The organism is Alteromonas mediterranea DE (assembly GCF_000020585.3).
Taxonomy (GTDB): domain Bacteria; phylum Pseudomonadota; class Gammaproteobacteria; order Enterobacterales; family Alteromonadaceae; genus Alteromonas; species Alteromonas mediterranea.
In genome coordinates this window covers 3,714,385-3,740,611 of record NC_011138.3, presented here as the reverse complement: position 1 = coordinate 3,740,611, position 26,227 = coordinate 3,714,385, and the positions used below count along the sequence as shown (strand labels likewise).

The 26,227-nt window shown below is 41.2% G+C and carries 27 protein-coding genes; 17 read left to right on the top strand and 10 right to left on the bottom strand.

The window, feature by feature from the left end; translation table 11 throughout:
* Positions 1-146: 146 nt before the first annotated feature.
* A complete protein-coding gene (locus tag MADE_RS16565; RefSeq protein ID WP_012519789.1) occupies positions 147-473 on the bottom strand; it encodes a hypothetical protein in 327 nt (108 codons plus the stop codon).
* 108 nt (positions 474-581) lie between these two features.
* Between MADE_RS16565 and MADE_RS16560 the strand changes: the two genes are divergently transcribed.
* Positions 582-890 carry a hypothetical protein gene (locus MADE_RS16560; protein WP_012519788.1) on the top strand — a complete coding sequence of 103 codons (309 nt, stop codon included), beginning with the start codon at positions 582-584 and terminating at the stop codon, positions 888-890.
* 52 nt (positions 891-942) lie between these two features.
* Positions 943-1,335 carry a hypothetical protein gene (locus MADE_RS16555; protein WP_012519787.1) on the top strand — a complete coding sequence of 131 codons (393 nt, stop codon included), beginning with the start codon at positions 943-945 and terminating at the stop codon, positions 1,333-1,335.
* Between the two features lie 40 nt (positions 1,336-1,375).
* On the opposite strand, the gene MADE_RS20990 is transcribed toward MADE_RS16555, so the two are convergent.
* From MADE_RS20990 to MADE_RS20725, 4 genes are all read right to left on the bottom strand, one after another.
* Positions 1,376-1,687: a ubiquitination-like system serine protease family protein gene (locus MADE_RS20990; protein ID WP_232363129.1), complete on the bottom strand. Its 312-nt coding sequence runs from the start codon at positions 1,685-1,687 to the stop codon at positions 1,376-1,378.
* A gap of 40 nt (positions 1,688-1,727) precedes the next feature.
* Positions 1,728-2,906, bottom strand: a complete 1,179-nt coding sequence (locus tag MADE_RS16550; RefSeq protein WP_012519786.1) for a ThiF family adenylyltransferase — start codon at positions 2,904-2,906, stop codon at positions 1,728-1,730.
* Positions 2,881-3,156 carry a multiubiquitin domain-containing protein gene (locus MADE_RS16545; protein WP_012519785.1) on the bottom strand — a complete coding sequence of 92 codons (276 nt, stop codon included), beginning with the start codon at positions 3,154-3,156 and terminating at the stop codon, positions 2,881-2,883. Before MADE_RS16545 ends, MADE_RS16550 begins: the two co-directional genes overlap by 26 nt.
* A 257-nt stretch (positions 3,157-3,413) precedes the next feature.
* Positions 3,414-3,587, bottom strand: a complete 174-nt coding sequence (locus MADE_RS20725; protein ID WP_012519784.1) for a hypothetical protein — start codon at positions 3,585-3,587, stop codon at positions 3,414-3,416.
* 537 nt (positions 3,588-4,124) lie between these two features.
* Between MADE_RS20725 and MADE_RS16535 the strand changes: the two genes are divergently transcribed.
* The 7 genes from MADE_RS16535 to MADE_RS16505 all read left to right on the top strand — a co-directional run bounded on the left by MADE_RS16535 (position 4,125) and on the right by MADE_RS16505 (position 13,405).
* Entirely contained in the window at positions 4,125-5,240 is a 1,116-nt protein-coding gene (locus MADE_RS16535) for a HigA family addiction module antitoxin (protein WP_012519782.1), read from the top strand.
* A 77-nt stretch (positions 5,241-5,317) separates the two neighbouring features.
* Positions 5,318-6,964, top strand: coding sequence for a type I restriction-modification system subunit M (locus MADE_RS16530; RefSeq protein ID WP_012519781.1), 1,647 nt, complete (start codon positions 5,318-5,320; stop codon positions 6,962-6,964).
* Positions 6,961-8,118, top strand: coding sequence for a restriction endonuclease subunit S (locus tag MADE_RS16525; protein ID WP_080663246.1), 1,158 nt, complete (start codon positions 6,961-6,963; stop codon positions 8,116-8,118). The genes MADE_RS16530 and MADE_RS16525 overlap by 4 nt, the downstream gene beginning before the upstream one ends.
* 23 nt (positions 8,119-8,141) lie before the next feature.
* Complete coding sequence (locus tag MADE_RS16520) at positions 8,142-11,567, top strand: DEAD/DEAH box helicase family protein (protein ID WP_012519779.1); 3,426 nt, start codon at positions 8,142-8,144, stop codon at positions 11,565-11,567.
* Positions 11,568-11,590: 23 nt separating this feature from the next.
* On the top strand, positions 11,591-12,421 hold the full coding sequence (locus MADE_RS16515) for a DUF2971 domain-containing protein (RefSeq protein WP_012519778.1): 831 nt from the start codon (positions 11,591-11,593) through the stop codon (positions 12,419-12,421).
* A 382-nt stretch (positions 12,422-12,803) separates the two neighbouring features.
* Positions 12,804-13,067 (top strand): SPRY domain-containing protein, encoded by a 264-nt coding sequence (locus MADE_RS16510; RefSeq protein ID WP_012519777.1) that lies wholly within the window; start codon positions 12,804-12,806, stop codon positions 13,065-13,067.
* A 101-nt stretch (positions 13,068-13,168) separates the two neighbouring features.
* Positions 13,169-13,405, top strand: a complete 237-nt coding sequence (locus tag MADE_RS16505) for a hypothetical protein (RefSeq protein WP_012519776.1) — start codon at positions 13,169-13,171, stop codon at positions 13,403-13,405.
* Between the two features lie 37 nt (positions 13,406-13,442).
* Here MADE_RS16505 and MADE_RS16500 read toward each other — a convergent pair whose 3' ends face one another.
* Positions 13,443-14,312: a hypothetical protein gene (locus MADE_RS16500; RefSeq protein ID WP_012519775.1), complete on the bottom strand. Its 870-nt coding sequence runs from the start codon at positions 14,310-14,312 to the stop codon at positions 13,443-13,445.
* A 907-nt stretch (positions 14,313-15,219) separates the two neighbouring features.
* On the opposite strand from MADE_RS16500, the gene MADE_RS16495 reads away from it, so the two are divergent.
* The 3 genes from MADE_RS16495 (at position 15,220) to MADE_RS16480 (ending at position 18,836) form a co-directional block, all read left to right on the top strand.
* Positions 15,220-15,591, top strand: coding sequence for a hypothetical protein (locus MADE_RS16495; protein ID WP_012519774.1), 372 nt, complete (start codon positions 15,220-15,222; stop codon positions 15,589-15,591).
* Positions 15,592-16,314: 723 nt separating this feature from the next.
* Positions 16,315-17,085 (top strand): HNH endonuclease, encoded by a 771-nt coding sequence (locus tag MADE_RS20045; protein WP_012519772.1) that lies wholly within the window; start codon positions 16,315-16,317, stop codon positions 17,083-17,085.
* Between the two features lie 143 nt (positions 17,086-17,228).
* A complete protein-coding gene (locus MADE_RS16480) occupies positions 17,229-18,836 on the top strand; it encodes a P-loop ATPase, Sll1717 family (protein WP_012519771.1) in 1,608 nt (535 codons plus the stop codon).
* A gap of 176 nt (positions 18,837-19,012) precedes the next feature.
* Here MADE_RS16480 and MADE_RS21235 read toward each other — a convergent pair whose 3' ends face one another.
* The 4 genes from MADE_RS21235 to MADE_RS16460 form a co-directional block, all read right to left on the bottom strand.
* Positions 19,013-19,282: a tyrosine-type recombinase/integrase gene (locus MADE_RS21235; RefSeq protein ID WP_417871255.1), complete on the bottom strand. Its 270-nt coding sequence runs from the start codon at positions 19,280-19,282 to the stop codon at positions 19,013-19,015.
* 51 nt (positions 19,283-19,333) lie between these two features.
* The gene (locus tag MADE_RS16470) at positions 19,334-20,743 is read right to left on the bottom strand and encodes an IS66-like element ISAma4 family transposase (protein WP_012518755.1); all 1,410 of its coding nucleotides are present in this window, start codon (positions 20,741-20,743) and stop codon (positions 19,334-19,336) included.
* A gap of 74 nt (positions 20,744-20,817) precedes the next feature.
* Positions 20,818-21,702, bottom strand: coding sequence for a site-specific integrase (locus MADE_RS16465; protein WP_012519769.1), 885 nt, complete (start codon positions 21,700-21,702; stop codon positions 20,818-20,820).
* Positions 21,703-21,841: 139 nt separating this feature from the next.
* Positions 21,842-22,924 carry a tyrosine-type recombinase/integrase gene (locus tag MADE_RS16460; protein ID WP_012519768.1) on the bottom strand — a complete coding sequence of 361 codons (1,083 nt, stop codon included), beginning with the start codon at positions 22,922-22,924 and terminating at the stop codon, positions 21,842-21,844.
* 211 nt (positions 22,925-23,135) lie between these two features.
* Between MADE_RS16460 and dusA the strand changes: the two genes are divergently transcribed.
* The 5 genes from dusA to MADE_RS16435 all read left to right on the top strand — a co-directional run bounded on the left by dusA (position 23,136) and on the right by MADE_RS16435 (position 26,214).
* A complete protein-coding gene (dusA, locus tag MADE_RS16455) occupies positions 23,136-24,110 on the top strand; it encodes a tRNA dihydrouridine(20/20a) synthase DusA (RefSeq protein ID WP_232363128.1) in 975 nt (324 codons plus the stop codon).
* 189 nt (positions 24,111-24,299) lie between these two features.
* Complete coding sequence (locus MADE_RS16450) at positions 24,300-24,587, top strand: hypothetical protein (protein ID WP_012519766.1); 288 nt, start codon at positions 24,300-24,302, stop codon at positions 24,585-24,587.
* Between the two features lie 332 nt (positions 24,588-24,919).
* On the top strand, positions 24,920-25,588 hold the full coding sequence (gene pspA / locus MADE_RS16445) for a phage shock protein PspA (protein ID WP_012519765.1): 669 nt from the start codon (positions 24,920-24,922) through the stop codon (positions 25,586-25,588).
* A 63-nt stretch (positions 25,589-25,651) separates the two neighbouring features.
* The gene (locus MADE_RS16440; protein WP_012519764.1) at positions 25,652-25,852 is read left to right on the top strand and encodes a PspC domain-containing protein; all 201 of its coding nucleotides are present in this window, start codon (positions 25,652-25,654) and stop codon (positions 25,850-25,852) included.
* Positions 25,852-26,214, top strand: a complete 363-nt coding sequence (locus MADE_RS16435; RefSeq protein WP_012519763.1) for a hypothetical protein — start codon at positions 25,852-25,854, stop codon at positions 26,212-26,214. Before MADE_RS16440 ends, MADE_RS16435 begins: the two co-directional genes overlap by 1 nt.
* Positions 26,215-26,227: the final 13 nt, after the last annotated feature.

The window sequence follows — 26,227 nt, the reverse complement described above, 5'->3', positions numbered from 1 at the left end:
GAGCTAGCATGTTGTTGTTTGAAGTTGAACTATTGAGCTTCGTCGCGATTCATCGAAGCGTTTACGAGGGGAAAACAACAGGGGAGAAGGCTTTGCACTTGCCTGTTAGGTATAAATAAAGCCAGCGAAAAGCTGGCTTCAGTAGTTCAAAGTCTTTTGATGAACTTTGAAACACTACAGTTGAACAAGTAATGAAAGTGAGGCAAAAGTGCACTTGTAAGTACGTGTTGTGTAACCTCTGACTCGAAATGCTTCAAAACCGAAAAGTTGGGTGTGAAATAAACGCCCGCTACGGTTCTTAACTTCTCGTCCAAAGACATCACTAAATCCATGCTTAGCAGCAGAAACTCAGTTTGAGCTGCATAATTTCTCACGTAATAGATATACGAGCCTTCGTTCTCGTATAAAGCAATGTAGTCCTCATCATCTGAGATGCAATACTTTGGCTGTTCAACAACTGATAGATGCGTCATGTCTTATTTCCTTTCCTAGTTAGTCTTATCTTTTAATAAGTCAGTAATAGGGAAATTTTTCTGATAGGGAGACTAAGTAATTATGAATAACAACAAAAAGGAAAATTCATGACTACAAATACATATCTATGCTCCGCAATCGTATCCGAAATTTTTAATAACATGGCAAATGCATTTATGGCTTATCGAGATGAGTTCGATGGAAGTCAGTACAGAAACAATCAGCATATCGAAGACGTTATTATGAATGTCATTTTGCAAAATCACATTGTGTCGAATCCTGCATATTTTCCCGTGATACGTGAACTCATCGGCGTTGTATTGAGCGAGCCTGAGCTTTATGCCGAGTGGACTGAAGACGATTTAGATTTTTTCTCTGGGCAAATGAATTTTGAGTTTGAAAAGGGCGACGAATAATTTCCCTATCGAATACCTAATTATTCCTGAGGTCAAAAAGAGGAACATTTACATGAAAGACAGCAAGCAAAGCATCGTAAGAAAATATGTACGGCAGTCCCGCTCACCATTTGTCGGAGACGACTCTACAATTTTATTGCTAGCAACCGCGTCCGAAGACAATGCTCAGATAACTGTAAGTTACGATAGGTATATTTATCTGCACAGAGATAATGTAGGTCGCTGGTTGGGGATCTCAATCAGCAAAGCTATAGAAGAGGAACTAGCCGATGGGGGCGGTAAGTACAGGGAGAAATCCTCAGCATTGAAGGTGTTACTGTATTACCATAGCGATATAAAAACGTTCTTAAGCTTTTTTTCTGATGAGATCGAAGTGATTTTCGGCATAGATTCTGAAACTTGGCTCTACGCGTGCAAAGCCAGATGGCTGAAGCTTCTCAAATAAAACTAAGCAACTCCTACTGGAGTTGCTTATCTTTTACAAACTAACAAAAGTATCTGTTGTATAGCTGCTTGAGTTTACTAAATACAGATTTATTCTTTGGTTGCTCCAAAGCTCGCTGAGCCTTCCGCGTCAATGCATCACCAGAATATTTGCACCATGAGATTTTATTATTTTTTACAAAATAATGTGATCTGCAATCGAAAGACCAGTTACCTATCGATGGATGCAACGATATCGTTTCCCCATCATAAGTAAGCTTCCAGTCTGACGGACTTAGCGGAGTTACAACTTCGTTTTTACAACCACATCCACATAAATGAACACAAGTGCCGTACTCCAGAGATATAAACAATGTATCAGGCGATATCTCGTCAGGTATGAGGTCTACGAATTTATGCTGCAAATTCTTCCTCCCCAACTAACATATGCGCATTTATCGTATACGTAGAGTTATATTCTTTAATGTGGTCGTGATAATAGCCACAAACCTTTTTCCATTTAATAACGGCAAGTACGGCGTTAAGAGCATTTAGCTCAGATATCTGAATGTTAGAGGCATATTCGTCTTCTTCTCCAGTTTGATAGGGAACATAGTTATCAACATGGGAATTTTTATCAGGTGTACTGAGGGTTGTCCTTAGGATGCCTGTTAATTTGTCATTAGCAACTTCAATCCCTATTCCTACGTCAACGAAAGCAATTTTCTGAGCAGTCAGGTAATTAAAAATGACTTTCTTTGCAGAGCCTTCATCAATACTAATAAATACAAAATCGAGGCCACGCAGCATATCTACATTGTCTTCATCAATGAAGCAGGCATGACTAACAATTCCCCTGTGCATCTTTTGATAGCGAGATTTGTGATAGTCTACCTTGGATTGTCTTTCCCGTAATTCTGAAAGCGATGCCGCTCCAGGTGACCTAAATGCATTGTGCTGAACGAAGTCATCCGCATCGAACAAATGAATTTCTTGCACTGGGGTTTTTGCTACGAAATCTAAAATGTAAGAACCTGTTCCGCCTAAACCGATAACGCCGATTTTCTGTTCTTTCAATGTTGACGATATAGCAGTAATACCCGCTCTACCTGAATTGGTATCGATGTAATTAAATACTTCAGATTCTTCAGGAGTAAGTACAGGCTTGAACGTTTTAGCCTTAACGTTGGGGTCTAGCGAGTAGGCTGGTGCAGTAATTATGGATATATATTGAGTGAATTTATGATAGTAGTCAGTATAACCACTGCGTGGTTTGTTCGAAAATGACATGTCTGGCGATATATCAGTAGTCAATCGAACTTTTCTGCAACTATGTATTATCTGTTGAATTGGAGAACCATCTTTATTGCAAGGTTGGACACCCAGAAAATACATCACGTGGCTTGAAGGTCTACACGTTATGTTGCCCCGAAGGGTCAGGTCTGACACTAAAGTGCCAAACCTGATTTGCTTACTGCTATCGACGTATGGAATGTTAGAAATAACAGCATGTGCGTCTTTGACAGTTATTTCATAACCTTCGTTTTGGAGCCTGAGTAAATCAGGGCTAAGATTTATTAGTTGCTGTGACATTGAAAATCACTCCATCTTTGATCCTGACTTTATCGCCCAAAACCAGGCTACCCTCTTTTTTTCCGACTCCACGTTTGAAAGTCATGGTATATATCTGATTTTGACATTCTTTGAATTCACCAAATGCCAATTTGACGATCTCTACGAATGTTAGGAATTTATCTTCTACAGATTTCATCCTTCCGTTCACAATAATTTCGAAGATCTTATCTTTTTTCTTCGAATGGTCTTGCTGAATACTAGGTTGCATAGCGCACCCTCCAAATTATAAAAATTAAGCTAATACTCGTTACGAGTAGCCGTTTGAGTTGAGTTCTCGAAAGCGCAAACCTTCGATGGGTAGGAGGAAATTCTTGTAATCTGAAGTAGCTGTGTTTATGCTTAAATTTCATCTTTGCAGGATGTTAAGCAAGACTGAGGGGGCATGAATCCTCCGACGTATTGCCCCGAATAGCCATTTGGTAGATGACTATTCACACTTCAGAGAAAGTAGATGAAATAATTCATCTACTTTTCTTTCCTTACGCCCTTGAATGGGTCGGTGCTTGATGTTTTCACATCCATAAATCTCCCTGTATCCGCATCTCGTTTAACCCAATGGCCGCTAGGCGTTTGCGTTTGAGAGCGGTCTCTCACTGCACCATGTCGGCGGTTGTCACCTGATTTACCATTTGTTGCCATAATTTTTCCTCATTAGTTGTTTAGTAATCAAGGATTGCAACAAGGCTACGGATCTGATGTTGCAATTCTTGATCTATCCTAGATCGGGTAAATCCAATTCGCAACAAAAAAATTACCAAATACTTCCATTAAATTAATTCTGGAATTATTGTTAAATATTTGGATTGTGATATTATCGAGTAGTTGGGCTATTGTCCTGGAGGAGTGATTGAACATTCAATTTATTAGCAGTGAGCTGCGAGAGTTGTGCAATAGCAAAGTAAATCTGGAAAATCGTTTCGACACTAAGACAGCAAGTATACTCGGTAGGCGATTAACACAACTAGCAGCAGCGGAAAGCTTGAACGAGTTTTCGCCAGAAGGAAGCGCACCAATGAAATGCAGTTGTGATCGAAATTATTCAAATCTATTTAAGGTTCCGGTGGGAAGAGATCTCAATCTCACCTTCACGTGCGATTTGACGTTAGCAAGTAATGACCCCAATGATTGGGAGAAAATTACAAGTATCAAAATTGAAAAGATTGGGAGTGCGAAAGCATGACAAATCAACACAGTGAGTTCAATCCAGACTATTCATACCATCCAGGTATATTTCTGGAAGAAGAGCTTGAGGTGAAAGGAATGACTCAAGCTGAGCTTGCGAAAAGATCTGGTATTACAGCGAAAACGATTAATTCGATTATTAAGGGAAGTGCCTCAATATCTTCGGAAACAGCCGTTATTTTAGAGTGTGTATTAGGGAAATCGGCATCCTATTGGCTCGGACTGGATTCTCAATATCAAATTCATAAAGCAAAAGGCGAGAATGATGAACTTCTCAGTAAAGAGATTAGCTTTTTGGATGAATTAGATCTGAAGTGTTTAATAAAAGAGCGATGGATAGAGCAATTTACTGACAGGCTAGAGCAATTGAAAGAATTGTATCGGTTTTTTGGTGTGGCAAGTAAAAAGCAAATTCCTCAAGTTTGGTCTCAGTTAGAAGTAAGTTACAGAACGTCTGAAAAGTTTCAACAAAGCCATTTACATATATTGGCTTGGTTACGTAGAGGTGAGCTTTTAGCACACCAGATTAAATGTTCTCCGTTTGATGCAAAGAAATTTAAAGATGCCCTATTAAACTGCCGCAAGCTTACCGTTGAAGAATTTTCCGATATGAGAATAAAGCTGCAAGAAATCTGCGCAGAAGCTGGTGTTGCAGTTGTCTGCGTGCCTGAGATTAAGAAAGTATCTACAAGTGGAGCTGCTCGGTGGTTGGATAAAAATAAGGCAATGATTCAACTGAGTCTAAGAGGTAAACGCGATGATAAGTTTTGGTTCAATTTTTATCATGAAGCTGGTCACATTCTTTTGCATGGAAGAAAAGAACAGTTTATCGACAATAATGGCAAAGCAAATCCCTTGAGTGAGGATAGTTATCATACTGAAGAAAATAGGTTTAAGGAAAAAGAGGCGGATGAATTCGCTGCAAATTATCTTATACCCAGAAAGGATTTCTCATTATTTGTCTCTAACTCTGATTTTAGTGAAAGTAGTATCTGTCAATTTGCTAAAACTCAAGGAATAGCTCCAGGTATTGTTGTCGGTCAACTTCAGAGCCGAGGTTACTTAGATTGGAGCCAGCTTAATAATTTGAAAAAGAAATACGACTTTTAACGATAGTCACATCGTGAAAATTTGAGAATTTAACAAAGCTCTTAAAGTTCAAATCAGTAAAAGGCAATTATCGAGTAATGCTAACAGGCAAACTAAAAAATCAAGTTGATGAAATCTGGGAAGCCTTCTGGACGGGTGGTATCACCAACCCTATCTCAGTTATCGAACAGTTCACTTATCTTCTGTTTATTCGTCGTTTAGACGAAATACACACGGCTCGTGTAAAGAACGCGCTGGTCATGGAAACCGAAATCGAAAAGCCGATTTTCGGCACTGAGCAAGACAGCTATCGCTGGAGCAAATTCAAGAACCAAGATCCACAAGTTATGTTCGAGCTGGTTCGCGACAAGATTTTTCCCTTCATTAAGACGATAAACGGTGAAGATACAACCTTTGCTAAACACATGCGAGATGCCATCTTTATGGTGCCTACCGCTGGCCTATTGGATCGCGTTGTTACCATGATTGATAAAATCGACATGGACGATAGAGATACTAAAGGTGATTTGTATGAATACATGCTCAGCAAGTTACAAAGCTCAGGCACTAACGGTCAGTTCAGAACACCGCGTCACATCATTCAGATGATGGTTCAAATGACAGCGCCAAAACTAGATGGCAATAAGTCAGACGTTATCTGCGACCCAGCATCCGGCACCTGTGGTTTCCTTATGGCAGCTGAAGAGTATGTGCGTAATACTCAGGGTGGTGCGCTAATGCGCCCAGAAAACTCAAAGCACTTCCACAACCAAATGTTTAACGCCTATGACTTCGACCAGCATATGCTGCGAATTGGGGCTATGAACTTAATGCTGCATGGTGTAGAGCACCCAGTTGTTGAATATCGCGACAGCCTAAGCGACCAAGGCGAGCATAACATCAAAGACAAATTCACACTCATCTTGGCAAACCCACCATTTAAAGGCAGCGTGTCTTATGATGATCTAGCGCCGGACTTACTTACCGCGTTAGGTAAAACACCTAAGAAAGCCACAGCTAAAACAGAAACTGACGAAGAAGGAAACAAGAAAAAGAAAAAAGGCCCATCTGAAAAAACAGAGCTACTTTTTCTAGCACTTATTCTTCGAATGCTTCAGCCTGGTGGACGCGCTGCGGTAGTTGTTCCTGATGGTGTTTTATTCGGCTCTACCAAGTCGCATAAAGAAATTCGCAAAACACTGGTTGAAGAGCACAAACTAGAAGCAGTAGTATCGCTACCTTCAGGAGTGTTCAAGCCGTACGCGGGAGTATCGACTGCAATTCTGTTTTTCACTAAAACCAATGATGGCGGCACCGATAACGTGTGGTTTTATGACATGCAGGCTGACGGCTTTTCTCTTGATGATAAACGTACGCCCCTTATCAAAGAGCAAGCCCTAACAACCGAAGCTGATGCTATTGACTATAAAGCGGCTGAAGGTGAAAACCTTGAGAAGGGCCAGGCACCTTCGGAGCTTGAAAATCATAAACTCAATAACATTCCAGATGTGCTATTCCGGTGGCAGCATTTACAAAATGAAATTGGTCGTGAGCGAACTGAACAAAGCTTCTTCGTGCCGTTATCTGACATTCAATCAAATGGCTATGACCTTTCTATTAATCGCTACAAAGAAGTGGTGTATGAAGAGGTTGAATATGAGTCTCCTCAGGTGATTTTAAAGAGAATTAAAGCACTCCAAGCTGAAATGGACAAGGGAATAGCCGACCTGGAGGCCTTACTGTGACATGGCCGACACTAACACTGGAAAATATCGTAAAGATATCCAAGGGAAAGAAACACAACTTGGTAAAGAGTGTGACGAACAACCGCTATATCCAAATAGATGATCTTCGAAATGACAACCTAATTAAGTATACAGATGATGACAAAGGAACTTTTGTTGAGCCGAGTGATGTAATCATTGCGTGGGACGGTGCAAATGCTGGGACTATAGGGTACGGTTTAGAGGGGCTGATTGGTAGTACCTTGGCACGGTTAAAAGTAATCATTCCTCACATTGACACTAACTACCTAGGGCGCTTTTTACAGAGTAAATTCAAGGAAATTAGGAATAACTGCACAGGTGCGACTATTCCACACGTAAGTAAAGTTCACTTAAACTCGCTTTTGGTTCCCGTGCCACCGCTACCCATTCAAAAGCAAATAGCGGCGGTACTCGAAAAAGCAGATAACTTGCGCCAACAAAGCCAGCAAATGGAGCAAGAACTAAACTCACTCGCGCAGTCTGTGTTTTTGGATATGTTTGGTGACTATAGAAAAGATGCTATGTCATTGAAAAGTAGCCTTGGCGAAGTCGCAGATGTTCGTTCTGGGGTTACAAAAGGTCAAAAGCTTGAAGGTCATAAACTAACTACTGTGCCTTATATGCGTGTCGCTAATGTGCAAGACGGGTACTTGGACTTATCAGAAATTAAAGATATAACTGTCAAGGCTAAAGATTTTGAAAAGTACCAGCTGAAAGCTGGGGATGTTCTTATGACAGAGGGCGGCGACTTTGACAAGCTAGGGCGAGGTGCAATATGGTCTGGACAAATAGCAAATTGCATTCACCAGAACCATGTGTTTAGAGTTCGACTTTGTGATAGATACATTTCTGAGTTTTTTGCCTATTACCTACAAACACCATTTGTGAAACAGTATTTTTTAAAGTGTGCTAAAAAAACAACTAACTTAGCGTCCATCAACATTACACAATTGAAAGGATTACCCATCCCAGATGAAAGCATAGGGAAACAGCAATCTTTCTTACGAATTATTGACGAACTAAAAGCTTTGAAGGAAGCGAATTTTGAGCAGCAAGAACAAGCAAATGCTCATTTTAATTCTCTAATGCAACGCGCTTTCAAAGGCGAACTTGACTTAAAAGATGTAGCATAAGGATGTAATAGCAAGGAACGCTGATGTCGAACTTCGAATTTTTAAAAGAGTGGCCCCAACTTCACGAACATGCGGTAATCGCTGAGCAACAAGTAAACGCTGAACCGCGTTCCAGCTGCTTCTACAGCCGTTACACGCTGGAGCGCACTGTAAAGTGGATGTTCGAGTTCGACAGCTGGTTGCAAGAACCAAAGTACGATAACTCTCTCAACACTCTTATCAACGACCCTGATTTCAAGCGCAGCCTGGGCAGTAACGTTTTTCCCAAAATCAAAGCGGTTCAGCGTGCAGGGAATAATGCTGTACACAGCGAGCGTAAAGTTAGCGCCGCAGAAAGCATTCAAACCTTAAAAGAGCTACATCACTTCCTGTATTGGTTTTATCGTACGTATACCTCTAATAAGCCACCTACCGACCAGCTTTTTGATACAGCGAAAATTCCAAACACTGTTCAGGTAGATGCAAACCTGGTGATGAACAGTGCTAAGCAGCTTAAAGCACTGCAAAAGCAGCTGTCTGAGCGCGATGAGAAGCACAAAGAACGACAAGACCAGTTACTGGCAGAAAATGAAGCGTTAAAAAAAGAGCTGGAAGCTCATAAAGCTAAAGTTGCTGAAGACAAAAAGCAAAACCAGCAAGTTAAAGATAGCCACAATTATAATGAAGCCGAAACCCGTAAGTTCATTATCGACCAATACCTGAAAGAAGCAGGCTGGGACGTAACAAAACCCAACACCGTGGAATTCAAAGTATTGGGAATGCCCAACAATAAAGGAGTTGGGTACGTCGATAATGTGCTATGGGGTAGCGATGGGAAGCCATTAGCGGTTGTTGAGTCAAAACGTACCACTGTCGATGCTACGCAGGGCAGACAACAAGCGGTACTCTATGCCGACTGTTTAGAAAAAGCATACGGCCAGCGCCCACTCATTTACTACACCAACGGTTATGAAATTCACTTTTGGGACGACACACAGCAGCCTCCAAGAGCAGTTCAGGGGTTTCACAACCGCGATGAAATGCAGCGTATCATTGATAGGCGGGCACTTAGGGTTCCACTTCCAGGTGTTGCTATTAATTCCGACATTGCAGGTAAAGATCGACCGTATCAAACCCTCGCAATCCAAAGTGTGTGCGAACGCTTCACGTTAAACCAGCGCAGGTCGCTGCTGGTAATGGCAACAGGTACAGGTAAAACACGAACAACTATCGCGTTAGTGGATGTGTTAATGCGTGCAGGTTGGGTGAAAAATGTCTTATTTTTGGCTGACCGAAATGCACTGGTAAATCAAGCAAAGAAAGAGTTCTCTAAACTCTTGCCCAAAACATCGCCTGAAATACTTACATCTGCCACCGATACACTACGTGGAAGGCTTTATTTATCAACCTATAATACGATGATGAACTTGTTGAGTGTTGATGCCCGAGACCGTTTGTTTGGTATCGGTCATTTTGACCTGGTTATCGTAGATGAAGCTCACCGCAGTATTTATAAGAAGTACCGATATATTTTCGAATACTTCGATGCGTTGTTACTTGGCTTAACCGCAACACCTAAGTCTGATATTGATAAGAACACTTACGACATTTTTGACCAGCCTGACGGCGATCCCACCTATGCTTATGAACTTGAAGAGGCGATTGCTGATAAAAAGCTAGTGCCGCCAAAAGATGTAGCTGTCGATTTGGGCTTTATTCGCGAAGGTATTAAATACAGCGATCTAAGCAAAGATGAGAAAGAAGAGTGGGAAAGCAAAGAAGAGCTTGTTGAGCGAGATGAAGTTCTGCCAAGTGAAGTAAACAAGTTCCTATTCAACAAACCCACAGTAGATAAAGCTCTAGAAGTGTTGTTTGAGCGAGGCATACGTGTTGCTGGAGGTGAGCGGTTGGGTAAAACTATTATTTTTGCCGCCAACAATAAACACGCAGAATTTGTTGTAGACCGTATTAATGCAAACTACCCCAAATATAAAGGGAAGCTTGCCAGAGTTATCACCTATAAAGAGAAATATGCCGACTCACTTATAGAAGAATTCAAAGGCGAGAAGAAGCCCGCCGATCCCAATTGCCCACTTTCTATTGCGGTCTCTGTAGACATGCTAGATACAGGTGTTGACGTGCCTGAAGTCGTCAATTTGATGTTCTTCAAAGTAATAAAATCCAAAGTGAAGTTTCTTCAAATGCTAGGGCGGGGAACAAGGCTTTGTGAGAGTTTATTCGGGCCAGATGACGATAAGGTATTCTTCAAAGTCTTCGACTGTTGCAAAAACTTTGAATATTTCGAAATGCAGCCTGAAGGAGCAAAGGATTCAGGCAGTAAAACCCTCTCACAAGCTATTTTTGAGAAACGTCTGATTCTGTCTCAGCACCTGAAAAGCAATGAACAGTTCGGCACCGACGGGGCAGAACTGCAACGCTCACTGGTAGAAAATTTACAAAACCGCGTAGCGGGTATGAATCTGGACAACTTTATTGTTCGGCCACGACGAAAAGTAGTGGAGAAATACCAGAAGCCAGAGACCTGGCAGCACTTAACAGATGAAAATGTGGGCGAGATTCAAAAGCATATCTCTGACTTACCCACTGAAGCAGAACCAATAGAGCCGCGAGAGAAAGACGAGGAACTAGCGCTGCGTTTCGACCATATGCTACTTACTATGCAATTAGCAATGGTCGAGAAAACAGGTATCAGCGACTACTACCGCGATAAACTCGTAAACATTGCTGCGAAGTTAGAAAGCAAGACAAGTGTTCCTGCGATAGCTGAAGAAGTGGAATGGCTTGAGTATATTCAGTCTGCCAATTTCTGGACAGATCTTACGCTAGATGAGTTGGAACAGACAAGAAAACGCCTTCGACTGCTCATGCGCTTCATGGATAAGGAAGGCACGGGCTACGTTTACACTAACTTTCAAGATGAGCTTCTGAGCGTTAATGAGAATGAAGGCATCTATGTTCCAACCAGTGGCAATGAACTTCAGCTATATAGAAAACGCGTTGAGTCTTATATCAAAGAAAACCAAGACAACCTGACCATCACTAGACTTCGCAAAAACTTGCCTATCACGCGTCTGGATTTAGACGAATTAGACGTTAAGTTGATGGCAGTGAGTGGTATCGGTGACCTCACGCAGTACCAAGAAACAATTCACCCAGATAAGAGCCTTGGTGTATTCATTCGTGAGTTGGTTGGAATGGACAGAGGCGCAGCAAAAGAAGCTTTCGCAGACTACTTGGATGAGGCGAAGTTTAATGCCCAGCAACTGCGATTTATCAACACAATCATCGATTATCTGACGCAAAACGGCGTGATGAGTGCTAAACAGTTAGCACAACCGCCTTTTAGTGACATTCACTATGAGGGGATAACAGGCGTGTTCTCGCTGGATGAGGCAATTCAGATAAGAGATACATTGAAAGGCATTGAGAAAATGGCGGTAGGGGAGTAAGTCTTAAGACCAACTGGGGGATTATGAAATTATATAAATTTCGTTCGTTTGATACCTATAGCCTGACCGCACTTCAAAATAATTATATTTGGTTTAGCAAGACTAAAGACTTTAATGACCCGTTTGAAGGTGCGTTCCTCTTGGATGAGAAGATTCCGCCAAAGCTGGTTGAGCAAGCTCTAAAACAGACTACTTTTAAATCCAAAGAGGATATCGGTGCCGAGCGGTATTTAGAGATGCTTAAATCAATGGGACTAGACGAAAATTCCGTGACTAATGAGCAGTTATTTCACGCGCTAGTAAAGCAAAGCTTAGATAGTGTGATTAATGTCTATTCTAATATGATGATGGGATGTTTCTCAAAGTGTACGGCAGAAAGAGACCCTATTTATGAAAACCTGATGTGGTCACATTATGCTGATGGATTACGAGGTTATTGCCTTGTATTCGATCTTGAGCAGTTGGGAGAAGATTTTAATTCCATTGAGAACCATTCAGTAGCTTCTATTGACGTCAGGTATCAGGATTCACCGAGTTCTCTAAGCCTTGAGGAGTTTATTTCTACTGGTGTAATGCCTGGTGTAGAAAACTTCGAGTATGTAGATAAAGCAGCCAGAGTATTTTCAACAAAATCTCCTTCGTGGGATTATGAAAATGAGGTTAGGTTTATGTCTCATTTAAAAACTAATAAGCACGTATATTCTGCCGATGCCCTACTCGAAATTGTTATTGGTAGTAAAATGCCACAAGAGCAACTTTCTCTGTTATCGGCAATTGCTAATAATGTGAAGCCTGGAATTTCAATAAAAACAGCAAGCTTAGAGCCTGGAACATACAGACTGCGGATTTGTTAAAGCCTTTAAGTGAATTTAGCAGGGAAAGATTGGCGCAAATTACCCTCGTATGGTCGTATTTCTATTTAAGGACAAAGCAGAAAAAAGTGTGCTCAACCATCACTTCGTAAACTGCCAACCCGCGAATTTCCTAGAATTCGCAACGTGATTGGATGCCATCAAAGGTTTCCGGCTGCTTACCTTGTTGTATTTGCAGTGAAGAGCCAACGCTAGGTTCGTTGGTTGATATCTCAGCACGAATGCGCTGCTTGAGAGATATCTGATGATCGGCAGAGCAAAAAATGGAAAAAAAGCAGGCATTTCGATGCTTGCTTTTTCTTTTGTCTAAGAAATTTCCCTCTGGTAAGCCTAGGTATCGTTAGGACTAACTAGGGATATTAATATGAACATCAAAAAAGAAGTTACATTCAACACGCTAATCAGTTTTTCGAAAAACACTATGAATCTAGGTTACACATTCCTAGCGTTTGCTGTGTTCCCATTGGTACACGACACAATTGCTTTCTATTTAGGATGGAAGTCTAGGGAACAGATTAACTTAGAGTTGAATGATTATTTTTACTACAACATCGTTTGTGTAATCGCATCAGCATTTTTTGCTCTACTGGCAGCACTAGTGCTGCGCTGTATGAGCGATGATGAATGACGCAAAATTATTGCGGGCACTTAGTGCCCGCTTTTATCGCCATAATTTTCCCTGTGTGTTCCTACTTGTTGTTGCGAGTCATATACAATTTAGGAGGACAAATGACTAAGCAACAACAAATCGTCATCATGGCATTAGACATGATTACTAAATTTTTGATGAGTATCGGAGACATAATTTTTGTTATTTGGATATTTCAAATGATCACTGGGTTTGAGGCGCATAGCTCATACCCATTCGTTGGACTTAAGGGGGCTATGTATATATTGCTAATATATCTGATAGCTCTTGCAATTTATCTACAAGAAGTGAGGCTTCGTAAGAAATTTCAGAAGTAATTATTTAGAGCACCCAATGGTGCTCTTTTTTCTATTTCTACCGATAAAAAGTCTGCTCGATTGGGGCTATAAACTTAGTTCTAAAGATAATTCTCTCACGAAGCAAAGCGGCGTTATGCTGAGTTAATAACGGCTGTTTCGTTTTTCTATCAATACGATTAGGAAGCTCTTCCAACAGTTGTTTATAGAAGCGCTGAGTATCAGCATTGATGCGTTCTGAGCAAGTGATGATAAATACTTTATCGTATAGAGGACTTTCGCTGATAAGCGAATCCTTGAGTTTTAGCAGGGTCGTTTCGTGCTGACTCTTTCGTTTGAAAGATGCCTCAAGCTCTATAGCAGCGACTTCTCCAGTCGGCAGTAACACCAAGCCATCCACGTTTTTTACCGTTGCAGATGGATTCAGTCTTTTGAATTCCATTTCTGTTAAAAACGAAGTCCAAAGTGGCTTTGCTAAACCTTCTGAGGTTTTATTATTAATCCCTCCGTTCAGAACAAAACTTAAAACGCAGTCATGCATTATCGCATTTTGATTCACCTGTGTTATCGGCTCTTTAGCTGAGCGAAATGGCACATCCAGCCGCATCATTTCAGATGCAAACTGAGCACCTGTGTGAGTTAAAACATAAATTCGTCTATCCGCAGCTCGTTCTGTTTGGACTAACGCCAGGTATCCTTGAGAAACAAGCTTACCTAAAAATTCTAGAGCTTTGGCCCGTGTTACTCCCCAGACCTGCTCACAGACTAGCGCTGATATAAATCCGAATCGAGCTGCATTTATTAGTGCAAAACGTATTTTATTGCGACTGCGTTGAATATTACTTGGCGCAAGTCGATATTGCATATCAATATTGAAGTAGATTTCGTAGCGTTCAAGAATACTTTTAGTAATACGACTTTCAGACATGATTTCTCCCTTAAATCTAAAATTAGTCATTAGAAAAAAGGCTCAAACGGCGAGAAATATTGAATTAGAAGATGTATTTGTTGGTTTTTATGTCGGGATATCATGACTGCTTGCTCGCCCCTATTAATCTCCCAATTAAAAAACTAGTGTTAAGGACTACGCTCACAACACTTGTTGTGAGCTAACACGCTTATAGTGCACGTCACTGCTGATGTTGACGTTCGTCAACGCAGTGACTCTACGCCGCAATTGCGGCTAGCACTAACGCTAACGGCGCATGTTCTTGTGCTGCGCACTACCCCCCATTTTTCCTCTCATATCTATGTATTTCATACACAGCTATTCGTTACGCTAGCGTCGCTCGCGGCAAGGGGTTTGATTCATAGCGCTTTCGCCCTATTCATCAAATTTTGCTAGGGCAAAACAAAACAGGGGGTAGTTCGCAGCTGCGAACATGCGCTTGCTACGTAATCAAATGTGCTTCGCAATTCTCTTTCTACGCGAGCTACTACGTTGTCTCACAACGAGCGTTTTTACAGACGAATTTGCAATTCGCTGTGATGCTTACGCTTCGCTTTCAGAACGTCAGTTTGAGCTAAAAGCATAATTTACGTTTTTTTGTGTACAACGTTTGTTAGACAATACATTCGCTCAAACGAAGTGTGTATTCTGCATAAGTAAGACGTCGCTTTTGCTCCAATTCGTTTGAATTTCTAGTTGTCGCGACAACGATTTTTGTGCCGTAAAAGCCAAATAAGGTGAAAAAATAAAAGAGAAGGTAAGAGGATTTACGAAGTTAAGCTGCAATATCATTGTTGCTGAACGTTGCAGTCAATGAAATTGAAAATGCCACATTTTTCATTAACTTTCAATAGAGCAGTTAATATTTGAAAATGAGGAAAAATTGATGTCATTACTGAGCTTTAAATTATTCGGACACTGCGCTGACGACGGTGAGGGTGCTATTGCCGCTGATTTTACCGATGAACACGAGATGGAAATATGCGGGGTAAATGAAGCCACCGGATTGCCGTTGATTTCAAGCGGAATTAAGGGTTGCCCAGGTATAATTGACGTCGAAGGAAATCCAAGAGGAACCGATTTGTCAGGCTTTTCTGAACCAAGCCTTTTAGATGATGATTGCTCAGTGGGTAATGATTTGAGCTGTGGAATGGATATCCACTCCGATACCGATTGGATATGCGACGGCTCATCGATGGATAATGGTTTTGATGACTTTGGCTGCAATGACGTGTCTGTTTTCGATAGCGATTGGTAGATGACTGTATTTCAGACTGCTTTATTAGTGTTGTTATTTCTTTCGGCTTTGGCTATCTGGCTACTACCCGCTATCGAAAAGTTGATAAAAAATATATTAAGACTGACAACTAGTCAGCGCTCCTTATGTCCTCAAAATTTTGCCCGCAAAGTACGGGCATTTTTTAGCCTAAAGCTAGGTAGCTTAACTTGAGCGTTATCAGATATAGCTCCAAAAAGATTAACCCTAGGTAACTATTATTGCTCTATTTCGCTGTTAATTATTTCGTATTCAGTTTCTATACAATTGACTAGGTCAACATAAAGTACACAGACCTCATTCTTCTTATGGACATTAACCCTTAAGTATCGCATCGGGTCATGACTGAAAAGAGTAGGATCTTGAGGCTTGTAGAATCGCTCATCATCTATGGTTCCCATTAGTTTATATCTACCTTCGCCTACGTAATGGGTATTGAAAGGATTATTGACCTTTAATACTTTGGGGATAACTAGGTACTCTTTTGAGTCCATAGGTGGGAAATTGCTAGGGAATGAAACACAACCGTTCAAAAAAATACAAAAGAATAAAACTCTAATTTTTGAGAAAAAATACATCAGTAATTGGCATCCTTTGAAAATAGCGCCTACGATATGCAAGTAACTAGTGCGTTATTCTAACTCTATGCCGGAGAATTAGAAATCAAAGAGTTATGATGAATCAAACATCAAGGAAGACGAGAGTATGGAAGATAATATTTTAGAGCTTGGCAAAGAAATATGTGAAGCGTTTATTTGCGGTGATTGGAGATACATACCAGTATCAAACTTAAGGCATTATGAGCGCAGCAAAGATGTTATTCGCCGCTGCCATATATGCCATAGCAACATAGTGTTGATGAAAGAGGGTAAAGACCCAGCCCACTTTGAACACCGCCCAGGAAATCCCGACTGTCTCCTTTCTTATAACAAACTTGATCCTGAAAAGGATAGAGCGTCCGTCACTATCACATCATTGAGCGATGAACAGGTTGAGGAAAGCTATAACTTTGAGGAATTAATACCGTTTACCTTCAGAGCTAGTAGTGCTCTAGGCACCTTAGCTGATATCGAAGATATTGAACGAACGCAAATTAACCGAACGCTTCGAAAGCAATTAATAGATGCGAGATGTGGGCAAGGAGAATTCAGAAAATCTCTAATATCGTATTGGAAAGCATGTGCAGTAAGCGGCGCAGACAAACTTGAGCTATTAATTGCATCTCATATAAAACCTTGGTCTGTTTGTGACAATAAAGAGAGGCTAGACGTATATAACGGATTCTTGTTATCGCCCAATATCGATAGGGCTTTTGATCAAGGTCTAATAAGCTTTAAGAACGATGGTTCAATATTGATTTCAAAAAAATTTGAATCAGCGCAAGCCTTTGGTATATGTGAAGACCTGTCAGTTAATATCGAAGAGCGCCACAAGCCTTATCTTCTATTCCATCGGGAAAATGTGTTTATAAAATAGTAGTTTGCTGAGGAAAGAAAATGTTTGCAATAGTTTCGCTAATGGTGAAGGATTACATTTAATCTGGATATATCGCCACCTCTATTTAAAAACATATACGGCAAGTGCCCCTCATTTTTAGACTTTACCTAAGGATAGAATTTATGAAACCAGTGACGGAATTAGAATACAGTTTTCCAGATGCAGAAAACTACAGAAGGAGAGAGTTCAAAGAAAAGTTTACTAAAACTTTTCTCTCTGACAACTATGTTGACGATATTCTCGAGCCAGAGATTTCTTTCTTGATTGGCGAAAAAGGTGCGGGAAAGACCGCATACGCGGTATATTTAAGTAATAATAGAATCAATAATCATGCATGTGATATAAAATTCATAAGGGAGACTGAATATCAAAAATTTGTTTCTCTTAAGAAAGAAAAGCATTTAGATCTATCTGATTACACTAATATATGGAGAGTAATCCTTCTGCTAATGCTATCTAAACAAATATCTGAAAAAGAAGAAGGTGTAATACCTAAATTCATTAAGTTTAGGAGTTTACAAAACGCGATAGATGAATACTATCTCCATGCGTTTAGTCCGGAAATAATTCATGCATTGCAATTTGTACAAGAATCTAAAGTCGCAGCAGAGTACCTGAGTAAACACGCAAAAGCATCTGGTGAACAAAAAGAATCGATAAGTTTCTCTGAAAGTCGCTTTCAGACCAATTTGCTTTACATACAAAAAAGTTTTGAAAAAGCTTTAGGAGAACTGAAACTATCAGTTAATCACACGTTATTCATCGATGGTATTGATATTAGACCCTCAGGAATTGATTTTCCTGAATATCTCGACTGTGTTAAAGGTTTAGCAAATGCTATATGGCAATTAAATAATGACTTCTTTCCTACTATTAATGACTCTAAAGGAAGGTTAAAGATAGTCCTATTGGTTAGGCCTGATATCTTTTCGTCGATTGGACTTCAGAATCAGAATACAAAGCTAAGAACAAACTCGGTGTATCTGGATTGGCGAACTACTTATGAGAATTTCTCTACATCATCGTTATTTAAATTAGTGGATCAGTTACTTTATTCCCAACAAACTGCAACTGATAAGTCCTGTTTATTAAATCTCGGCGATTCTTGGCATTCATATTTTCCATATAAGATGCAAACGTCGAAACGCTATGATGATTCATCGTTCATTGGCTTTCTACGTTATTCATTCTATCGACCTCGTGACATTATTATGATGCTTGAATTTTTAAAAGAAAATGCACTGGAAAAGCATGAGCTTAATAAAGTTTCACATTCATTTTCTGATTTTGATAGCTCAGAATTTAAAAGAAAGCTTTCAGACCACCTTTTGGGAGAAATAAAAGATCAAATTTCTTTCTATTATACAAGCGATGATTATGAGTTCTTTCTTAAGTTCTTTGAATTACTCAAGGGGCAAACGCGGTTCAACTATGACGAATACACAGCTGTTCATGGTAATCTAATTGAATTTATAAAAACAACCGATAAACCTGTTCCTAGGTTTATGGATACAGCAAATGACTTTTTACAATTTCTATTTGATCTCAATGTGATTTGCTTTATTGAAGACTCAGATGGAGACAGCCCTTTCATTCACTGGAGTTTTCGAGATCGAAATTTTTCTAACCTATCACCAAAGGTGAAAGAGGGAGTTCGATATGAAATCTTTTATGGTTTGAGAAGAGCTGTCAACTCAGGAAGAAAATACAGTAAGTCGGTATGTAAATAGCGCACAAAGGTGTGGCAATGCCACACCTTCTTGTTTACGACTTATTGAGATATTGGCGGTCTGTTCCAAGTCTTAAGCTGAATATTCTTATTGATTCAAAAGTTACCTGCTTTACACTGTAGAGAGATTATCATCATCAGAGCCAATGTTCTTTTTAAGAAGCCTTAACGCATATACTACCTTCTGGCAATATTTACTGCTTGAGCAGCGTTGTAAATTTTTACGATCATATCGATGTCCCTATGACCAGTAAAAACAGCAATCTGTAACACGCTATACCCCTTCTCAACCATTCGTGATACGCCCTCACGCCGCAGGTCTCTGAGTTGAAGCCCAGTTATACCTGCATGTGCTTTGATTCTCGGGAATAGAGTCGTCAGATATTTAGTAGTCATATTGAAAACTAAACCAGTGCTCTCACCATCACCTTTTAGTGTTTTTAAGATTCTGTGAGCACGCTTTGTGAGAGGGACTATTCGTAACCGTTCACCAAGGCCCTATTGACAGGCAGCTTTGAAGTCGTCGAGCAGAGGATAGGACGTTTTGTTCAGCGTCGCTTCGAGAATGGCGCGGAGCCAATTCAGTGGATTCAGCTTTTGTTTCCGGCAGGTTTCGACGATGGTGAGTATACGTTGTCTGAACAGTTCCCCTCGGTGAGACCACACACCATAGCTGCCTTTTCGCCACAGCACATAGCTTCGCAATGAACGCTCGGCTTCATTGTTAGTGAGAGGGACGCCATCGTGACTGAGGAATACCCAGCACATGTCATCGTGTTTTAGCAGTAGCTTACACCGGTTCTGATAGCGGGGAGTCACACAGCGTCTTGATGCCAGTTCAAGTTGCTCTCGCCAGGCGATGCGTAGTTTTTCCATCCGGTCCAGGTATCGCTTTTCACTTAGTGCGTTACTCTCATACCGGTGTTGCAGCCGGAACAGTATGCGAATGAGCCTGACTAACGTCGTTCCATAAGTCTTGTTCGTACCCCAGCTTTCCGCCAGCGCATTCATGTTTCTTAAGATATGCGCCCAGCACAATTGACGGTGGTCTGAATCGATGTAGTGATAACCGGCATACTGGTCAGTAACAACAATGTTTTCCGGATTATCGCCGAGTAGTTTCTTTGCCGCCCAGGCGCCACGTGAGAAGTGCGTCATAAAGCATGATAATTCTGCTGTGCATACCTGCCACATCCAGCGGTTTTCGTTACCACGCTGATGACGGGTTTCATCGCAGTGTACCACCGCCTCAGTGCGCATCATCTCTTTGATATCCTGATACGCTGGCGTCAGTACTGAACTAACCCGGCCCTGCGCTTCAGAGATAGCACCGCGACTGAACGATAAGCCGAAGTTCTGTTCGAGCTGTTGCTGGATTTTACTGATACTCTGGTGAAACTGACCGGACTGCATTGCCACATATGCCAGCAGGTTATTGCCCATCTGTCCCTGATTCACGTTGTCAGGTAGCGTTGCTTTTACCGTTTTGCTGCACTGACAACACTGACCCTGATGTAACTGATGTTCAACCACAGAGAAAGCCTGAGAAGGAATATCAAAAACCTGATGGCGGCGATACGGTGAATCACTGATAGTAATAGTACCACCGCAAGCACAAGTATCGTCGGGATAATAGGTGCGCGTCTCATCAACGGTATCGGCCAGCATCCGCTTACTGCCTTTATGGCCGGATTGCGCACCGCGCTTACGGCCTGTCGGCTTTTTAGCTGGCGCAGAAGAGGACGCCCCCGGCCCATTAGACGATGGCGGGCGCGATGAATTACGACTGTTTTGATTCAGTCGGTCTTCGAGGTCATTTAGCCTGTCCCAGAGTGTACTAATGAGCTCATTGGCATCATCGAGATTAGTAGCGACAGGTGGCTTTGTGGGCTGCTTTTTACGTGGCATGAAACCACTCTGACAGACTGGCGGGATCAATCAATAGGATCCCCACGATCATTGAAAATAAATATTACTAACTGTCAATAGGGCCCTGGTGAACGGTTACGGACTATTCTAGGTGCTTCTCTCGTTCCATTTGTGCCTGGACGAACATTTTTTCCGACTGCAACAGTAAAGCGGTGCCTGTTAAAATCGATATCCTCCCAGCGTAATGATAGAAGTTCAGATGCGCGTAGCGTCGTTTCGATATATAGAAGAATAAGGTAATCATATCTAACGCCACTTTTGTTTCGGCTGGAAAATTCCTGCGCAGAGCTAAGAAGCCTTCTAAGCTCGTTCCGGTCTTTAATTCTTCTGTTGCGAGACTTCGAGTCGGAAATTAATCCATTTTTCTTTAGCGTTGCGTAACTGCTCTCAAAGTGTGCTTCTAGCTGTTCGCTCTCAGTAGCTTTTGAAAACTTGTTCATTTCACGTAATTCTCTTAACGCCCGTTTCAACGAACTGATTTCGATACGAGTAGTTGACGAGCTGCACGTGGCGTTTCGCTCTTTACAGTATTGTTCTAGGGTCTCATAGCCGACGAAGCAGAGCGGATAATTAGCGAGTTGATATTTACAAACTGTACGCAGTGCATCTTGTGTTGTACTTGAAGCGGGCAATGGCATTGAGTTTGTATAGTCTAAATAGGCGTTGATAACGTCTTTAACTGACGATTTTGCGTCTAACTTAGGCTGGTGGTTTCTAAAAACGACTCGCTTTAGCTGAGTTTCTGAAAGCTCATTCACTTGGCCTATAGCTTGCTGGTATTGTCTCTCCATCACCACAAACATATTTGCTGCCCAAGCTTCTGCTTCCGCTCTGCTAGCGAAAGTTTTTGACTTGGACTTTACAATCGCATCTTTAGCGCGATTCTCGATAATTGCCTGGATACGGCCATTAGTTTTAACGCGGAATTTCTTATGCATATAACGTGATCTCATTAACTAAAAAAAAGAGATCACGTATTTTATACACCAAAAATCAAAAATTGTGCGGTAACCATTAAATCGGAAGGATTAGTTTGAAAACGATTACCGGAGGTTTGTTATTTGAACGATTTGTTTATTAAGTGAGCGTTCTTAATTTTTCAAAGCGACTTTGAATGTGCTCTGGTGTAATCGAGACATACACATTCCACAGTATGTTTAAATCTTTATGCCCAGTTATTCGTGATGTCTCTTCTACTGACATTCCTGCTTCAATTAAACGACTAGCTCCTTCACGCCTAAGGTCATGATATCGTAAGTCTACTATTCCAAGTCGTTTACGAGCGCGTCGAAAACCAGCTGTGACGCTTCTAGAGTTATATGGAAATATACGCTCTTCTAACTTTGGTTGTTTAAGTATGATAGAGAGACTTTCCCCTAAAAGCGGTAATATCGAATTGTTGTTTTGTGAACCGCTAGGACTTTTCCGGTTTCTCACTAAAATATGGCGTTGCTCTACATTCAGGTCTTTCCATTTAAGCTCACAAAGTTCACCAATACGACAACACGTTAGTAAAGACATCATGAACATATCTGTGTAGGGGATCTCGTTACAGTGGTGATAAGACATTTTTTGAAATTCTTTGAGAAGCGCTGAATATTCATCAGCGCTGACTCGTCGGTTACGTCTATTTGACTTAGCAATTAGCTTTAAATCGTGAAGAGCGGGGTATGCGTTTATCACAGCACTGTCATCAGCGGCTACGTGAAACATTGACCTTGCAACTCGCAGTACCTTTCTTAAACAGCTCACATCTATAGATATTGTTTGTGAAGCAGTCTTTTTTCTGCGCTCAATACAAAAGTCAACGATGTCATTTGAATTCAATCTACTAGCAATTACCTTTGCGATAGGATAGCGGCATAGTTGATTCAGACTGTATCGCGCCGTTCGTCCTAAAGGCTTATCTGAACCATCTTTGGCTTTAATATAATTTTGAATTAACTCTCCTACAGAGATATCGATGTAGGAATACGGCTCGTCTTTTGTATTATTTTCCACCTTATGAGCGGTTTCTTTCGCCCATTTGTTAGCCGCTGACTTAGTATTGAATGTTTTACTTTTAGAAAACGTAATAATGCCACTTTGCTTCTGCCTAACCCTTGCAGTATAGGAAACTCCATTTTTTCTCGTCCCCTTACTTATGGTAATATTAGCCATCTTATTTGACCCATTGTAGAGGGTGCGCCAAAGCGGAAAATTATTCCACCATTTGGGCACCGCGTTCCCTTAATGGGGACTAAAAACCGTGAAAAGTCCAATGCTTTTGGCATTGGTGATTATTTGAGGAATGCTGTAAGTGCCTGATATTAAAGTTTTAAATGGGAATTGTGTTAGGCCTGCTATCGACAGGCGCTTCTCTGTTGCCCCAATGCTGGATTGGACAGACAGGCATTGTCGCTATTTTTTACGTTTAATGTCTAAGCATACGCTTTTATATACGGAAATGGTTACAACAGGGGCGATCATTTACGGTAAAGGCGACTATTTAGGGTACAACAAAGAAGAGCATCCTATCGCGGTACAGCTTGGTGGAAGCGATCCGTCTGACATGGCCAAGTGCGCAGAATTATCTCAAGAGCGCGGCTACGATGAAGTGAACATTAATGTGGGCTGTCCAAGTGACCGAGTAAAAAACGGCAGCTTTGGCGCGTGTTTAATGGCGCAGCCAGAAGTTGTAGCAAACTGCGTTAAAGCTATGCAGTCTGCTGTTGATATTCCTGTAACCGTAAAATGTAGAATTGGTATTGATGACATGGACGAAGATGAAGACTTTGCTCGGTTTATTGATACGGTCGCCGACGCTGGCTGTGATACATTCATTGTTCACGCACGAAAAGCCTGGTTGCAAGGGCTAAGTCCGAAAGAAAATCGCGAAATTCCGCCGTTAAATTATCCGCGCGTTCACCGCCTTAAACAAGCCCGCCCTGAATTATCGATTAGTATTAACGGTGGTATTAAAACACTTGCTGAAACCCAACAGCAGTTGGAAAGCGTAGATGGTGTTATGGTGGGACGTGAGGTTTACGCAAACCCATATATCATGTCGAGCGTTGATAAGGACATATTTGGTGATGCTAATGCACAGAGTCTGTCACGTCGTGAGATAGTACTTCAAATGCAGCAATATATTGAACGCCAAGAAGACCCTTACTTTAAACCGTGGCATGCAGCCCGTCATATTTTGGGGCTGTATCAGGGCCAAGCGGGTGGGCGTATATGGCGCAGATATCTTAGTCAAAATGGTACAGGCAAAAACCCAGATCCGAATTTGCTCCTTAACGCACTGGATGCAGTAGAAAGTGCCCAACGAGAAGTGGCCGAATATAATAGTCAAAAAGACTAACGTTTTAGTAGTTTTGACCAAAGTTTAATATTTGTTCAATTTTAAGAAGCTCGCCTTATGGCGGGCTTTTTTATTTAGTTTATTAAAATCAGGGTGTTAATAGGTTTTGAGATCTTGGCACAGCTCTCGCAATCCTCTAAGTATCGCAACAACGGCGTGTTGTTGCACTGACTAACTCAGAGGGAAATTATGAAAACTTCACTAATCGCAGCAACTTTACTAACAGCAACCATGGCAAGCAGCGTAGCAAATGCAGAAGAGTCAGTGCTACAGTCGTTTTTAACCAATGTTGTATCAAATGCGGTAGCCGCAACAACGCAAGAAATTAAAGCCGATGTGTATCAAGCAGTTGCAAACACCACTTACCATTTCGAACTGAGCCCACAAGAGTTGCAGGGCAGCGGTAAGGTGAGTGTAACCGACCTTGTTGTCGCTACACCGACTAATGGCGAAGCCAACGAAGACGATGCCGACTAAATTGATACTTAGTTTAAGAGAGCGCCATAGGGCGCTTTTTTTGTACCTGTAATAACTTGAAAAAGGGTAGGCATCGCAACAGTTTTTGCTCGTGGTCAAATTAACGAATTTGTTGGTCAAAAAAACTAACAAGTTGCATCTGGTCGTTAAGTATGCAGTCTTGTTTTCTTTTATTTTAATTAAATATCATATAAAACAATGGGTTAAATAACTGGCACAGTGATTGTAATAGTTATGGTGTTGAGAAGAACTCAGTCAGTGGCAACCAGCGTCGGATCAGATAAACAAGAAATGCTGGAAACCAAAATACTATTTTGAACGGAGAAATAATCATGGGTATGTTTTCGCGCATTAACGATATTGTTCAAGCAAATATCAACGCAATGTTAGACAAAGCTGAAGATCCTGAAAAAATTATTCGCTTGATCATTCAGGAAATGGAAGAAACGTTAGTTGAAGTTCGCACCGATGCCGCCCGCTATATCGCACAGCAAAAAACGTTAGCGCGACATATTGACGCTGCGAAAAAAGAAGTGGATGGCTGGCAACACAAAGCTCAGATTGCGATGAACAACGATAAAGAGTCATTAGCTAAAGCAGCGCTAATGGAAAAGCAGAAGTATGTAGTGAAACTGACATCCCTTGAAGAGCAAGAAGGTCATTTGGCCGACAGCATTGAAAAAATCCAAGGTGATACTGCAAGACTGAACACAAAACTGGCAGAAGCCAAAGCGAAGCAAAAAACCTTAGTTCAACGAAAAAATTCAGCGCAAACACGCTTAAAAGTTAAGCAAGCGGATCATGAAAGTAAGATAGATGATGCCATGACACGCTTTGAAAATTACGAACAGCGAATCGATCACTTAGAAGCTCAAGTCGATGCTTATGACTTAACTAAATCAAGTGAAGCGACCTCTCTTCAGGCTGAGTTCGATGCAATGCAGGCAGATGAAACAATTGAAAGGGAGTTGGCTGAGCTTAAAAAGAGCAAGGTCGCTTAAGCGACCTTGAGTACCGCCGCCCCGTATTGTGACTGTCGAAATTAAGAATTTTTGGAGAAAATGATGAAAGTACCGACGCAGAAACGTATTTATAGAGATCTTGATGCTGGAATTATTTCTGGTGTGTGTGCAGGCGTTGCACGCTATTTTGATATAGACGCAGTATGGGTAAGAGCGGCGGCGGTGTTGGGGCTGTTTATGGCCACACCTATTACGCTTGTTGCGTATGTTGCTGCGGTTATCTTATTACCGAGGCTAGTGTAATGAAAAACTTTCTGATTGCATTGGTGATAGCCATTATATTGGTGAATTGCTTAGGTAGCTTAGTTGATAGCTGGCTGGGCATGCATATTATTATGTCTGACCAGCTTTTAAGCCCTTGGGAGAACGTAGCGGTTCTGTCGCTTATTGGCGTAGTACTAGCCATTGTGGGTTTCGTGGTAGCGGTGAGTGTGATGGGAACAATACTATTAGCCCTAAGCGCAGGGTTTTTAGCTTTATTAGTTGTGGGCGTTAGTGCATTTTGGCCCATAATTCTTATCGTTATTGCGCTATATGCGTTGAAAAATCGGAACTCTGCCGCGTATAAGCAGCGAAATGATCAAAGTATGCACCATACTTTATAACTAATATAAATAG